Here is a 13,874-nt window from a genome sequence, read left to right as displayed (position 1 = left end):
CACCGGCTTGTTCATGCGGCGGATCTGGTAGATCGCCTGGTGCGCCTTCACGACCCGCATCTCGAAGCCCGCGAGATGGGCCTCCTTGTCCTCGGTCAGCGACTTGTGGAAGCCGCGGATGTCGCCGCCCGCCATGAAGTGCGTGCCGGCGCCGCGGATCACCACGCAGCGCACCGCCGGGTCCTTCTCGAACTTCGCGCTGTGCTCGATCAGCAGGTCGCGCATCTCCATCGAGAGCGCGTTCAGCGACTCCGGCCGGTTGAGCGTCATCCAGCCGATGCCGTCTTTGACTTCGGCGAGAACGTGCGGTGCGGACATTCGGTCGATTCCTCCAGCTTTAGATTGCGGTCAGTCTGCCGCATTTCCCGTTCCAGCCAACAGGCGAGTTCATCCCAGGGACCGCGCGGCATCGACTTGCGGAAGAAGCCGAAATGACCGACCGCCTCGAGGCCGAGATCCGGCGGCGTGAGGTGCATGCGGTCCACGGCAGCGTTCGAATAGTAGGAACGCAGTGCCTCGACCGCCGACAATGGCGCAATGGGATCGTCGCTGAAGCTCATCCAGCGGATCGGAAACGAGACCGCCTCATTGTAGGGTCGCAGCGGCCGGCCGTGCGCGTCGCAGACATAGTGGCGGGAGCGGCCCCACCGGGCCCAGCTCCGCGCCACACTTTTTGGCAGGTCGGCGGTGCCGACCCACGCCCCCGGAAATCGCCCCGTCACCGCGGTGAGACCGGGAATGAGCAGCCACCACAAGGCAAGCATGCGAAGCCGGGCCCGCCCTGCCGGCCAGTGACGCCAGTGACCGCTCTGGCTGCACACGAGTACGGCGGCGGAGACCTGCCCGATATTATCGGCCAGACCCAGCACCTGTCCGCCGAACGAATGGCCGACAACGGCCCGCGCGGCGCCGGGAGCCAGAACCGCGAGATGATCGATCATCGAGGCCTGGTCGACCATGCCCCACTGCTCCATCCTGGCGTCGGCCGGTTTCTCCGACTGGCCGATGCCGCGATAATCGTAGGTCAGCACGGCAATGCCGCGGGCACTGAGATGCTTGCCCAGCGCGCCGTAGAACTGGCGCGGGATTCCAGTGCCGCTGTTTATCAGCACGGCGATACCGTTGGAGGTGGTGGGCTCGAAGAAGGTGGCTGCGAGTTTGACACCGTCGCGCGCGGCGAGCGTGAGGTCGACCATGCCGTCCATATCGCGCGCCGTGCGGGTTCCGGGGCAAACGCTTTTGTGGGTCGCCGGGTTGAATGTCGTTCAGCGCATCGTGGCGACCTCACCCCGCATCCAGCGCCTGAGCGCCCGGACGGCGGGCAGGCTGCGCTCGCGCGGGCGGCAAACGAACCAGATCTGGCCGCGCGCCGGCAGCGATGGCCCGACGCGTACAAGCGCGCCCGAGGCGATCTCGCTCTCGATCAGCGGATCGAACACCAGCGCGACGCCGAGCCCGTGCGCGGCTGCTCGCAGGGCCGCCCCCATGCCGTCGACCTGCACGCCCTTGATGCCGCCGCGGCGCTCCGCGAAGCCCGCTGGATCGAGGCCGACGCCCTCGGCCCATTCGACCCACGAGGTGCCGAACGGTGCGACGCGGATCAAGGGCGCACGCAGAAGATCGGTCGGCGTGCGCAACCCGAGCCGCCGCACCAGCTCGGGCGCGGCAACCGGCACGGCGCTGAGCTCCACAATCTTTTCGGCAGCCACGTCGGGCCAGTCGCCGTCGCCGTAGCGCAGCGCGACGTCGACGAGGCCCGCCTCCATGTCGGCCATGCGCGGGCTCGCCTCGACCTGCAGCTCGATGCCGGGATGGGCGGCAAGGAACTGGCCGAGGCGTGGCAGCAACCAGTGGGAAGCGAAGATCGGCACGGCCGAGACGCGCAGGCGCTGCGAGCCGCCGCCCTGGCGGGCGAGCGCGCGCGACAGATCGCCAAAGGCGCGGCCGGTGGTGCTGGCAAGAAGCCGGCCCGCCGGCGCGAGCACGACGCCGCGGGGCCCGCGCTCGAACAGCCGGGCACCGAGCTTGCGCTCGAGGCCGGCGATGCGGTGGCTGACCGCCGAGGCGGTAATGTGGAGCTGTTCGGCGGCAGCCTTGAACGAGCCTCCGCGCGCAGCGAGCTCGAACGCCTGCAACGCGAGAAGGTCTCGCGTCGTCAGGGTCGAGGTCGCTTCGTCGGTCAGAACGCGTCGGCGGGCAGGGCCATCAGGGTCGAGGCGCCGGCCTTGATCTGATGGTTGAGCGACACGGTCTGCGGCAGCACGCGGGCCATGAAGAATCGCGCGGTCGCGATCTTGGCCTCGTAGAAGCCGTTGTCGTTGCCGGCCGCCAGCCCCTTGTGGGCGGCGACGACGATGCGGTTCCACATATAGGCCATCGCCGTCAGCGCCATCAGGCGCAGCAGGTCGGTGGCGGCGCCGCCGGCCTCGTCCGGGTTCTTCATCGCGTTCTGCATCAGGAAGAGCGCCGAGTCCTGCACGCGGCCCATCGCCTTCTCGAGCGGCTCGACGAATTCCTTCATCTTCTCGTCGGCCTTGTGCTGGGCGATGAAGCCGCCGATTTCGCCGAGCAGGCGCTGCGCCGCGCGGCCGCCTTTCATCGGCAGCTTGCGGCCGACCAGGTCGAGCGCCTGGATGCCGTTGGTGCCCTCGTAGAGCTGGGTGATGCGCGCGTCGCGGACGAGCTGCTCGACTCCGTTCTCGCGGATGAAGCCGTGGCCGCCATAGGTCTGCACCGCCAGGTTGGCGCACTCGCTGCCCATGTCGGTGAAGTAGGCCTTGATGATCGGCGTCAGCATCTGGATGAGATCGTCGGCCGCTTCGCGCGTCGCCGCGTCGGGATGCGAATGGGCCTCGTCGATCAGCATGCCGACCCACAGCGAGAGCGCGCGGGCGCCCTCGGTGAACGACTTCTGGATCATCAGCATGCGGCGTACGTCGGGATGCACGATGATGGGATCGGCCGGACCGTTGGCGTTCTTCGGGCCGGTCAGCGAGCGGCCCTGCAGCCGGTCGCGCGCATAGGCGACGGCACTCTGGTAGGCCGTCTCGGCGATGCCGAGCCCCTGCATGCCTACGCCGAGCCGCGCGGCGTTCATCATGACGAACATCGCCGTCATGCCCTTGTTGGCCTCGCCGACCAGCCAGCCGGTGGCGCCGTCGAGGTTCATCACGCAGGTCGCGTTGGCCTTGATGCCCATCTTGTGCTCGAGGGCGCCGCAGCGAATGCCGTTGCGCTCGCCGACCGATCCGTCGGCCTTGGGCAGGAACTTCGGCACGATGAAGAGCGAAATGCCTTTGGTACCGCCCGGCGCATCTGGCAGGCGCGCCAGCACCAGATGAATAATGTTCTCGGTGAGGTCGTGCTCGCCGGCCGAGATGAAGATCTTGGTACCGGTGATGCTGTAGCTGCCGTCGGCCTGCGGCTCGGCCTTGGTGCGCAGCATGCCGAGGTCGGTGCCGCAATGGGGCTCGGTGAGGCACATCGTGCCCGACCAGGTGCCGTCCGCCAGCTTCGGCAGGTAGCGCTGCTTCAGCTCGTCCGAGCCATGGCGCGACAGCGCCTCGTAGGCGCCGTGGCTGAGGCCCGGGTACATCGCGAAGGCCTGGTTCGAGGCAGTGAACATTTCCTGCAGCGCAAAGCCCACCGTCGCCGGAAGCCCCTGCCCACCGAACTCAGGATCGCAGGTGATGCCCGTCCAGCCGCCCTCGGCGAACTGCCTGTAGGCTTCCTTGAAGCCCTTGGGCGTGCGCACGACGCCGTTCTCGTAGTGGCAGCCTTCCTCGTCGCCGGTGCGGTTCAGCGGGAACAGCACGTTCTCGCAGAGCTTGGCGGCTTCCTCGACGATGGCGTGGATCGTGTCGGGGGTTGCGTCCTCGTAGCCCGGCAGCTTGGCGAGCTTCGAGACGTCGATGACTTCGTTCAGAACGAACTGGATGTCCTTGATCGGGGCCTTGTAGACGGCCATGGCCTTCTCCCTGTCTGCGACTTGCCTAGGTTTTTTCCGGATCGATGCCGCGCTGCTTCAGTTCGGCGCTGACTTGTGCCTCGACTTCCCTGAACTCGCCGATGTGCTGGTCGAGATCGGCGCGCTTGCGCTCCAGATCGGCAATGTGGAGCTGGCAGCGGCGCTGCAGTTCGCGCAGCTGCTGCATGCCGGTGCGGTCGACCTGGTAGAGGTCGAGCAGCTCGCGGATCTCCGCCAACGAAAAGCCCAGCCGCTTGCCGCGCAGGATCCAGCTCAGCCGCGTGCGATCGCCGACGGTGTAGAGACGGGTCGTGCCGTGCCGTCGTGGCTTGATCAGCCCCTCGTCTTCATAGAAGCGGATGGTGCGCGGCGTGATCGCAAATTCGCGCGATAGTTCGGCGATGCTGTAGATGCGCTGCGCGTCTCGCGGCGTCGGCGTCTTGACCGAGGAAATGGCGGCGACTGACATGATGGAGATCATTTAGTTGACGTTTACGTAAACGTCAAATCTCCTTTACGTAAGGCTGCAGTTACGTAAGGGCCGCCGAGACCGGCTCGCTCCTATTGAACTAGCGGAGGCAAGCTGGCATGCCGAACGGCCTCCCTCATCAAGTGCGTTCGCAGAAGGACCCCAGATGCCGATCTACCAGCTGAACGACCGCGTGCCGGTGATCCCGGCCTCCTGCTACATCGCGGAGGGTGTCACCATCATCGGGTCGGTGATCCTGGGCGAACGGGTGAACATCTGGTTCGGCGCCGTGCTGCGCGGCGACAACGAGCCGATCGTTATCGGCGACGACAGCAACGTCCAGGAGCTGAGCGTCCTGCATACCGATCCCGGCGCGCCGCTCACGATCGGCCGCAACGTGACGGTCGGCCACCAGGTGATGCTGCACGGTTGCACCATCGGCGACGGCTCGCTGATCGGCATCCAGTCGGTGGTGCTCAACCGTTCGGTGATCGGCAAGGACTGCCTGGTCGGCGCCGGCTCGGTCGTGACCGAGGGCAAGACCTTCCCTGACCGCTCGATGATCCTCGGCTCGCCGGCCAAGGTCGTGCGCGAGTTGAGCGAGGAGAACGCCTCGCGGCTGGCAATGAGCGCGGAGAGCTACGTGAAGCGCGGCCAGAACTACAAGGCGAACCTGAAGCGCATTGGCTGACGCCATGCTCGCGGCACTCGATCATCTCGTCGTCGGCGGTTCGCCGGCCGTGTACGAGACGTTGCTGGGGCGGCGTGCGATCGATGGGCACCTGCGCACCGAAAACGTCGGGGTGCGTTTCGAGGCCGAATCATCGGGCCTGCGATCCATGGTGTTCGCGACGTCGGACATCGACAAGGCGGCGACGCTCCTCGAGCGGCGTGCGGTCCCGGCGACCAGAACGGACGGAGGGCTCGCCTTCCTCGGCCATAGCGTCGCGATCGGAGTCGTTGCGAAAGCCGACGAAGCGCCTTCGCTCTTCACGGCCGATGCCGCGTCGGCCGTCTCCAGCCTCGACCATGTCGTCGTGCGCACACCCAACCCCGAACGCGCCATCGCCTTCTACGCCGGCCGGCTCGGCCTCGACCTGCGCCTCGACCGCAGCAATCCCAAGTGGGGCGCCCGACTGCTGTTCTTCCGCTGCGGCGACCTGGTGGTCGAGATCGCCCACGACCTGAAGAAGGGCGTGTCGGACGAACCCGACCATCTCTGGGGACTGTCCTGGCGGGTGCCCGACATCGCGGCCGCTCATGCCCGCCTGAAGGCTGCCGGCCTGGACGTCTCGGAACCGCGCGACGGGCGACGGCCCGGCAGTCAGATCTGCACCGTGAAGAACGGCACCGGAGGCGTGCCGACGATCCTGATCGGCGGCGTGGGCCGCTGGTAGGGAGAACGAGGCAACTCCGTATGCGCCCCCTTCTCGCGATCCTGCTTCTCGTCCTCGCCGCCGCCTGCACGACGCCGCCGACGGGCAAGCCGGTCGTGCAGGCGAAGGACCTGCCGCCGCTCGGTCCCTGTCGCGCATCGTCCTGGAAGCCCGAGGCCCCTCCCCCGTCGTCGAGCGCCAGAACCTCGATGGTGCTGCTGGCGGTCGGCGAATGGGGTCGCTACGGCAAGCAGGTCATCACCTACTCGAAGGACGCACCGCCGCGCACGGAACAACTCGGCATCAAGGAGCGTGAGGCACCGCAGCGCATCGCCGACTACTGGGCTTCCGTCGGCAACAATCTCAGTGGGCTGAACGACGTACCCTGGTCGGCGGCTTTCATCTCCTGGGACATCGAGAGCGCCGGCGTGCCGCGTGACCTCTTCTGTCCGGACCAGCGCCACACGATCTACGTCGAACGCATCGTCGAACGCGCGAAGCGGCCCGGTGCGGCGTTCATTCCACACGAGACCTTTGCCTATGCGCCCAGGGTTGGCGACCTGGTCTGCGCGTCGCGCGAAGGGAGCGGTACGACGCTGCAAAACCTGAATCGAGGGGCAGGACATTGCGACATCGTGGTCGACGTCCAGCCAGGCCACCTCTCCGCGATCGGCGGCAATGTAAGCGACTCCGTTACCCGCAGCGTCTTTCCACTGGACGCGAACGGTATTTTATCGCCCTTATCCGGCCGACCCGTCTTCGCGGTCATCGAAAACCGGCTGCCCTGAAGGAAGGACTATGTCTTCGCTCTACGATTACATCATCGTCGGTGCCGGCTCGGCCGGTTGCGCGCTCGCCGCGCGACTCGCCTGGGAACGGCCCAAGCTGCGCATCCTGGTCCTCGAGGCCGGGGGTCCCGACAAGTCGTTCATGCTGAAGATGCCCGCCGGTTTCGCTTCGCTGGGCGAGAAGAATCCCTACAACTGGCACTACGAGACGACGCCGCAGAAGCATTGCAACGATCGGCGCATGTACTGGCCGCGCGGCAAGACGCTGGGCGGCTCCTCGTCGATCAACGCGATGCTCTACGTCCGCGGCCACGCGTCCGACTACGATCACTGGCGCCAGCTCGGCAACGAGGGCTGGTCCTACGAGGACGTGCTCCCCTACTTCAAGAAGGCGGAGAACAACGAGCGCGGCGCCGACGCCTTCCACGGAACCGGCGGTCCGCTGAACGTCGCCGATCAGGTCGATCCGAGCCGCCTGAACGAGGCCTTCCTCAAGGCCGCCGAGCAGGCCGGCCACAAGCGCAACAAGGACTTCAACGGGGCTGAGCAGGAAGGTGTCGGCTTCTACCAGGTGACGCAGAAGAACAAGGAGCGCTGGAGCGCGGCGAGCGCCTATCTGCGTCCGGCCGTGGCCAACAGCGGTGCCCATCTCGAGGTCATCACCGGCGCGCTCACCGAGCGCATCATCTTCGACGAGAACCGCGCCATGGGCGTGCGCTACACGCTGAACGGCCGCGACGAGGTCGCGCGCGTCACGCGCGAGGTCATCCTGTGCGGCGGCGCCGTCAACTCACCGCAGCTCATGATGCTGTCCGGCATCGGCCCGGCGGATCACCTGAAGTCGATCGGCATCCGGCCGATTCACGACCTGCCCGGCGTCGGCGGCAACCTGCAGGACCATCTCGATGCGTCGCTGCTCCAGTTCTGCAAGACCCGCGACACCTACGACCGGGCGAACAAGCTGGCGTCGCTCTTCCAGTATGTCGTGAACAAGAAGGGTCCGGGCACCTCGCCGATCGCCGAATCCGGCGGATTCCTGCGGACACGGCCGGGCCTCTCGGCACCCGACATCCAGCTCCATTTCCTGCCGGTGCTGGTGATCGACCATGGCCGCACCCGCCTGAACAAGGACGGCTACAGCCTGCATGTCTGTGCGCTTCGGCCCGAGAGCAAGGGCACGATCCGGCTGCGCAGCAAGGATCCCAAGGAACATCCGCTGATCGACGCGAACTACCTCAGCGAGCGCCAGGACCTCGAGACGCTGATCGCCGGCGTGAAGATGGGCCGCGACATCCTCGCCCAGTCGGGCCTCGATCCCTACCGTGCGGACGAGCTCGGCCCGGGAGCGGCGGTTAAGACCGACGCCGAGATCGAGCAGTGGATCCGCGCAAAGTGCGAGACGATCTATCACCCGGTCGGCACCTGCAAGATGGGCCCGGCCAGCGATCCGATGGCGGTGGTCGACGACAAGTTGCTGGTGCACGGCGTCGAGGGGCTGCGCGTGGTCGATGCGTCGGTCATGCCGACCCTGATCGGCGGCAACACCAATGCCCCCACCATCATGCTCGCCGAGCGCACCGCGGCGATCATGCACGCGGCGGGGATGACCAACTAGGCCGGCTCAACCGCGCTTTTCGACGACGAGCAGCCAGGGCCGGCCCGACACGTTCATCAGGCGGCCGCGCGAGTCGACGGGGAAGAGGCTCATCGCCACGCTGTCCTTCACATTGCCGCCGATCGCGTGGACGTAGCCACCGCGCACCTCGGTGACGATGTCGCAATGGGCGGCCGTGTTGTCGATGCGCCGGTGGGCGGTTTTCGGGTCGGCATAGCGCCACGTCGGGCCGGCCGTCCCCGAGCAGACGAGGTCGCCGGGCTTTGGCGAATATTCGCTCGGCGCGTGCAGAACGAAGGGGGCGCTGCGCGAGGCGCGCTGGCGATCGTACAGGGAGGCCAGATAGCTCCCGTGTCGGCCATCGCGCGGGAACTGCGATGCGCTGTAGCCCGACTGGGCCATCACCCAGGTGACGAAGGCACCCGACCATGGTTTGTCTGAAGTGCCGTTCCACTGGGGCCGCCCGCAGGCACCCCAGTATTCTCCGACCCTGCTCGAGAGAGGCTCGCTGCGCTCGGTCATGCCGTAGCGGTTGGTATAGCCGTTGGCCTGACCGCCATACACGACCGTAGCGCGGCCGAATCGACTCCACTCCTTCCAGGCCGTGTAGGCGACCTTGTCGCTGGGCGGGCGGTCGTCGGCGCCGGTTCCGCCGCCCCCGCAGCCCGCCAGGGCAAGCGCCAGGAGCAGAACGAGCGAAAGGATTGCTGGCAGCCTTTGACCGGTCGGGAAACAAAAGGAACAACCGGAAGGCTGCCAGCAAACGCGAGAGCCGACATCGAGGGGGTCAGACTTCATGCGTAACTTACAGTTTTTAAAATAACTTGATGTTATTATTAGTCTTTAGACTAGCAGAGGCCGCGCACCATGTCATCTCCTAAGAATTTAGATGAAGTCCGCCGCCTGGAACGGCTCGCCTTTCGCGGCTGGCCGGCCTTGGAGAACCAGGACGTTCAGGGATGGCACCTGCGATTCTCGGGCGGCTACACGAAAAGAGCAAATTCTATCAATGCAGTAAGTCCCGTTGCTTCAACTGACATTGAAGCAGTGGAGGCACCCTTCCATCAGCGTGCGATGCGACCCGTCTGGCGTCTGACGCCGCTCGCCCCCTTCGGCATGGCAGAGCGGCTCAAGGCCCGGGGCTACGAGCCTATCGAGCGCAGCCTGCTTCAGCGCTGTCCGCTGCATGACGGCTTCCAGGCCGATCCCGCCGTCGAAATCCGTCCGAGTCCTTCCACCGAATGGATCGAGGCGTTTGCGGCGCACAGCCCGGTGAAACCCGACCATCGCGAGACCATGCAGCGGATGCTTCTGTCCATTACCCAGCCCGCCGGCTTTGCCTTCGTGCAGCACGAAGGCCGTCCCCTGGCCATGGCGATCGGCGCGGTCGAAGACGATCACATGGGCCTGTTCGATGTCCTGGTGATGCCCGAAGCGCGGCGCCAGGGGCTGGCACGGCGCGTTACCGAAAGCCTCTACGCCTGGGCATGGGCCCGGGGCGCGCGCTTCGCCTACCTGCAGGTGGTGGCGACCAATGCGGCGGCGATGCCGCTCTATGCGGCGCAGGGGTTCCGCACGGTCTACGAGTACGAGTATCTGGTCCCGTCGACTTCTTGACCCTCCCGCTTCCGGCCTCGCATAGTCGATGCAGGGAGGAACTTCATAAATGTCGAACTACGCGTGGGAAAAGAGCTATCCGCCGGGCGTGAGGTGGGAACTAGACGTCCCCAATTTGACGATCCATCAGAGCTTCGAGGAAAGCTGCGCCCGATACGGCGACCGGCCCTTCACCGACTTCCTCGACAAGGTGATGACCTTCCGTGACTACAAGGAGGCCTCGGACCGGGCCGCCGCCGGCTTCCAGAAGCTGGGCGTCAAGCCCGGCGTCAATGTCGGCCTCTATCTGCCCAACACGCCGCACTACATTATCGCCTTCTTCGGCGTGCTGAAGGCCGGCGGGCGCGTGGTGAACTATTCCCCGCTCGATGCCGCGCGCGAACTGGAGTTCAAGATCGGCGATTCGGAGACCGACATCCTGGTGACGCTGGACGTCGCCGCGCTCTATCCGAAGATGGCCGCGATGCGCGGCAAGACGCGGCTCAAGAAGCTGATCGTCGGCTCGATCGCCGACTATCTGCCGTGGCCCAAGAACTGGCTCTATCCAATCGTCAAGAAGAAGGAACTGTCGGCCTGGCCGCGCGACGACTGGCACATGTCGTTCAAGGACCTGCTGGCGAACGACGGCAAGTACCTCGCCTACAAGCCGGCCAGCGACGATCTCTGGGACGAGGTGGCGATCCTGCAATATACCGGCGGCACGACGGGGCTGCCGAAGGCGGCGATGCTGACGCACGGTTGCGTGATGGCGGCGATGAGCCAGGGACAGGCCTGGACGACGCCCTACACGACGCCCGGCACCGAGAAGGTCGTGTGCGTGCTGCCGCTGTTCCACATCTACGCCCTGTCGGGAATCATGCTGGGCGCGGTGCGCAACGGCAACCAGCTGATCCTTTATCCGCGGCCCGACATCGACATGATCGTGAGCGATCTGGCGAAGAAAAAGCCGACCTTCCTGCCGGGGGTGCCGACGCTCTACACCGCGATCAACAAGCATCCCAAGGCGCAGGGCCTCGATCTCAGTTCGCTCAAGATCTGCATGTCGGGCGGCGCGCCGCTGCCCGTCGAAGTGCAGCAGAGCTTCGAGAAGCTGACCGGTGCCACCCTGATCGAGGGTTACGGGCTCACCGAGACCTCGCCGACCGGCGCGATCTGCCCGGTCGACAAGAGCGTGCGCCGCGTCGGCTCATGCGGCGTGCCGATGCCCGGCACCGTGATCGAAATCCGCGACATGGAGAACGGCGACAAGGTGCTGCCGGCCGGCAAGGAGCATGTCGGCGAGGTCTGCATCATCGGCCCGCAGGTCATGAAGGGCTACTGGAAGAAGCCGGAGGAGACCGAGAAGGTCCTGTTCCGCCATCCGTCGAGCAACTGGATGGGCCTGCGCACCGGTGACATGGGCTACATGGATGCCGACGGCTGGCTCTACCTGGTCGACCGCTCGAAGGATCTCATCATCTCCTCGGGCTACAATGTCTACCCGCGCATGATCGAGGAGGCCGTCTACGAGCATCCGGCGGTCGACGAGGTGATCGTGATCGGCATTCCCGATCCCTATCGCCAGGAAGCGCCCAAGGTGTTCGTCAAGCTGAAGCCAGGCGCCTCGCTCACCTTCGAGGAGCTGAAGAAACATCTCGACGGCAAGATCGGCAAGCACGAGATGCCGGTCGCCCTCGAGATCCGCCCCGAACTGCCCAAGACCCCGGTCGGCAAGCTCTCCAAGAAGGAACTCAAGGAGGAAGAGCGGGCCAAGGCGCAGTCGAAGGCGGCTTGAGCCTCATATTGAGGTAAGGTGAAGGGGCAATGCTATCGACGTCTCCCTTCGCCTTTCGCCGCTCCGTTTTGCTCGGAGGCAGTAGCCTCCTACTCGCGGGCTGCTTCGACCGGCCCTGCCACGAGCGCAATCCGACGCAGAAGGCGTTCCTCGACGGGCTGCAGGAACTCGCCAAGCCGGCGCTGGCCTCCAACAACCCGCTGCGGGTCGAGGAGGCGGCCCGCCAGAGCGTTGCACTCGCAGCGAAGGTCGGGGCGTTCAGCGACTGGTGCGGCACGCTCACGAAAATCGAGGGCAATGCCCAAACGGTGGCCGTCACGTTCGACATCGGCCGGCAGGTTTCGCTCTACGCATTCAACGACTGGGCGCTGGCATTCGCCGGCACCGTCACCGACTTTTTCTCCACACGATCCCGTGCAGCCCCGCCGCCGGGTCTTTCCGAAGCGGCCGTCGCGGCGCTAAAAACCCTGCGGCTTGGCGAGCGCGTGACGCTCTCCGGGCGGATGGGCGAGATCGCGGGCTCCGGCGTGTTCGATCTCTCCCGCCTGTTCGGCAAGAGCGCCGCCGATCATCGCCAGTTCCTGGAGACGCCACGCTTCGTGGCGCGCGTCGAGGCCGTCCAGGCTTCGAAGAAGTAGAAAGGATTCCGAGGTGCCGTCTTTCACGTACGACTTCCCCTACTCCACCAAGAAGCTGCCGGTCTTCGCCGAGAACGTCGTCGCCTCATCCCAGCAACTTGCCTCCACCGCCGGCCTGCGCATGCTGGCCAAAGGCGGTAACGCGGTCGACGCGGCCATCGCGAGCGCCGCAGCCATCACGGTGGTCGAGCCGACCATGAACGGCATCGGCGCCGACGCCTTCTGCATCCTGTGGGACGGCAAGCAGCTGGTGGGGCTGAACGCCCACGGCCATTCGCCCGCGCTGATGACACCGGACAAGTACGCCGGCCTCGACAAGATGCCCAATGTCGGCTGGGGCTGCGTGACGACCCCGGGCGCCGTGTCGCTCTGGATGGAACTGCACGGGCGCTACGGCAAGCTGCCCTTCGCCGACCTGTTCGAACCGGCGATCAAATACGCCCATGACGGATTCCGCGTCTCCTACATGGTCGCGCATCAGTGGCACCGGGCGATCGACCGGCTCAAGGGACAGGAGAGCTGGGTCAAGGCCTTCCTCCCGAACGGACGCGCACCGCAGCCCGGCGAACTCTGGAAGTTCCCCGACCAGGCGAAGACACTCACAAAGATCGCCGAGAGCAAGGGCGAGGCCTTCTATCGCGGCGAACTGGCCGACATGATGGACAAGTACGCCCGCGAGAATGGCGGCGCGCTGCGCAAGGAAGACCTCGCGGCCCACAAGCCCGACTGGGTCGACCCGATCGGCCTCGCCTATCGCGGCACGACGCTGCACGAGATCCCGCCGTCGGGCCAGGGCATCGCGGCCTGCATGGCGCTTGGAATCCTCGAGAACTTCGAGCTGGCTGGCCTCGACTGCGACGGGCCCGAGGTGGCGCATCTGCGCATCGAGGCGATGAAGCTCGCCTTCGCCGACATCTACCGCTACGTCGCCGACCCGCGCTTCATGGAAGTCACGCCGGCCCAGATGCTCGACAAGGGCTACCTGAAGAGCCGGGCGAAGCTGATCGACCCGAAGAAGGCCAAGGATTTCGGACCGGGCACGCCCAAGGACGGCGGCACGATCTATCTCGGCACCGCCGATGCCTCGGGCATGATGGTGTCGCTGATCCAGTCCAACTACACCGGCTTCGGCTCCGGCATCGTGGTGCCGGGAACGGGCATTGCGTTGCAGAATCGCGGCACCGGCTTCGTCACGACCAAGGGCCATCCCAACGAGGTCGGCCCGAACAAGCGGCCGTTCCACACGATCATCCCCGCCTTCATCACCAAGGACGGCAAGCCCGTGGCGACCTTCGGCCTGATGGGCGGCGCGATGCAGCCGCAGGGCCACATGCAGGTCTTCTCGCGCATGGTCGACTACGGGCAGAACCCACAGGCCGCGATCGACGCTCCGCGCTGGCGCGTGCACGAGACCGACGGCACGATCTGGACGGAAGAGCATATGCCGCAGGGCACGCTTGAGGGCCTGGAGAGCCGCGGCCATCGCCTGACGCGCACCAAGATGCCGAGCTTCGATTTCGGCTCGAGCCAGATCATCTGGCGCTTCCCCGACGGCGGCCCCTATCTCGGCGCCTCCGAGAGCCGCCGCGACGGCGCGGCAGTCGGATTCTAAGGACCACCTGTTACAGCC

The 13,874-nt window shown here is 66.1% G+C and carries 14 protein-coding genes; 8 read left to right on the top strand and 6 right to left on the bottom strand.

Going from position 1 to position 13,874, the window contains the following annotated elements; all coding sequences use genetic code 11:
- The 5 genes from Q0Q48_RS23930 to Q0Q48_RS23910 form a co-directional block, all read right to left on the bottom strand.
- The coding region (locus Q0Q48_RS23930; RefSeq protein WP_295143725.1) for an enoyl-CoA hydratase/isomerase family protein at window positions 1–318 on the bottom strand (318 nt) is incomplete at its 3' end.
- On the bottom strand, window positions 267–1,196 hold the full coding sequence (locus tag Q0Q48_RS23925) for an alpha/beta fold hydrolase (RefSeq protein ID WP_295143722.1): 930 nt from the start codon (window positions 1,194–1,196) through the stop codon (window positions 267–269). The genes Q0Q48_RS23925 and Q0Q48_RS23930, both read right to left, overlap by 52 nt.
- Window positions 1,197–1,265: 69 nt before the next feature.
- Complete coding sequence (locus Q0Q48_RS23920) at window positions 1,266–2,135, bottom strand: LysR substrate-binding domain-containing protein (RefSeq protein WP_295143719.1); 870 nt, start codon at window positions 2,133–2,135, stop codon at window positions 1,266–1,268.
- A 44-nt stretch (window positions 2,136–2,179) separates the two neighbouring features.
- Window positions 2,180–3,967 (bottom strand): acyl-CoA dehydrogenase C-terminal domain-containing protein, encoded by a 1,788-nt coding sequence (locus tag Q0Q48_RS23915; protein WP_295143716.1) that lies wholly within the window; start codon window positions 3,965–3,967, stop codon window positions 2,180–2,182.
- 25 nt (window positions 3,968–3,992) lie between these two features.
- A complete protein-coding gene (locus Q0Q48_RS23910; RefSeq protein ID WP_295143713.1) occupies window positions 3,993–4,436 on the bottom strand; it encodes a MerR family DNA-binding transcriptional regulator in 444 nt (147 codons plus the stop codon).
- Between the two features lie 166 nt (window positions 4,437–4,602).
- Here Q0Q48_RS23910 and Q0Q48_RS23905 point away from each other — a divergent pair, with 166 nt between their 5' ends.
- The 4 genes from Q0Q48_RS23905 to Q0Q48_RS23890 are packed head-to-tail and all read left to right on the top strand — an operon-like array spanning window position 4,603 to window position 8,215.
- Window positions 4,603–5,127, top strand: a complete 525-nt coding sequence (locus tag Q0Q48_RS23905; protein WP_295143710.1) for a gamma carbonic anhydrase family protein — start codon at window positions 4,603–4,605, stop codon at window positions 5,125–5,127.
- Window positions 5,120–5,833, top strand: a complete 714-nt coding sequence (locus tag Q0Q48_RS23900; RefSeq protein WP_295143708.1) for a VOC family protein — start codon at window positions 5,120–5,122, stop codon at window positions 5,831–5,833. Before Q0Q48_RS23905 ends, Q0Q48_RS23900 begins: the two co-directional genes overlap by 8 nt.
- Window positions 5,834–5,853: 20 nt before the next feature.
- Window positions 5,854–6,600 carry a DUF2272 domain-containing protein gene (locus Q0Q48_RS23895; protein ID WP_295143706.1) on the top strand — a complete coding sequence of 249 codons (747 nt, stop codon included), beginning with the start codon at window positions 5,854–5,856 and terminating at the stop codon, window positions 6,598–6,600.
- A 10-nt stretch (window positions 6,601–6,610) separates the two neighbouring features.
- Complete coding sequence (locus tag Q0Q48_RS23890; protein WP_295143703.1) at window positions 6,611–8,215, top strand: choline dehydrogenase; 1,605 nt, start codon at window positions 6,611–6,613, stop codon at window positions 8,213–8,215.
- A gap of 6 nt (window positions 8,216–8,221) precedes the next feature.
- On the opposite strand, the gene Q0Q48_RS23885 is transcribed toward Q0Q48_RS23890, so the two are convergent.
- Window positions 8,222–9,013, bottom strand: coding sequence for a DUF2272 domain-containing protein (locus Q0Q48_RS23885; protein ID WP_295143699.1), 792 nt, complete (start codon window positions 9,011–9,013; stop codon window positions 8,222–8,224).
- A 276-nt stretch (window positions 9,014–9,289) separates the two neighbouring features.
- Here Q0Q48_RS23885 and Q0Q48_RS23880 point away from each other — a divergent pair, with 276 nt between their 5' ends.
- Genes Q0Q48_RS23880 through ggt form a run of 4 tightly spaced genes read left to right on the top strand, consistent with a single transcriptional unit; the run spans window position 9,290 to window position 13,856 of the window.
- The gene (locus Q0Q48_RS23880) at window positions 9,290–9,832 is read left to right on the top strand and encodes a GNAT family N-acetyltransferase (protein WP_295143696.1); all 543 of its coding nucleotides are present in this window, start codon (window positions 9,290–9,292) and stop codon (window positions 9,830–9,832) included.
- Window positions 9,833–9,881: 49 nt separating this feature from the next.
- A complete protein-coding gene (locus Q0Q48_RS23875; protein WP_295143694.1) occupies window positions 9,882–11,606 on the top strand; it encodes a long-chain fatty acid--CoA ligase in 1,725 nt (574 codons plus the stop codon).
- A 29-nt stretch (window positions 11,607–11,635) separates the two neighbouring features.
- A complete protein-coding gene (locus tag Q0Q48_RS23870; protein ID WP_295143691.1) occupies window positions 11,636–12,244 on the top strand; it encodes a hypothetical protein in 609 nt (202 codons plus the stop codon).
- A gap of 13 nt (window positions 12,245–12,257) precedes the next feature.
- Window positions 12,258–13,856 carry a gamma-glutamyltransferase gene (gene ggt / locus Q0Q48_RS23865; protein WP_295143688.1) on the top strand — a complete coding sequence of 533 codons (1,599 nt, stop codon included), beginning with the start codon at window positions 12,258–12,260 and terminating at the stop codon, window positions 13,854–13,856.
- The last annotated feature ends 18 nt before the right edge of the window (window positions 13,857–13,874 follow it).

The sequence above is a fragment of the uncultured Reyranella sp. genome, from assembly GCF_945957355.1.
Classification (GTDB): domain Bacteria; phylum Pseudomonadota; class Alphaproteobacteria; order Reyranellales; family Reyranellaceae; genus Reyranella.
This window is presented reverse-complemented; position numbering and strand designations above follow the sequence as displayed.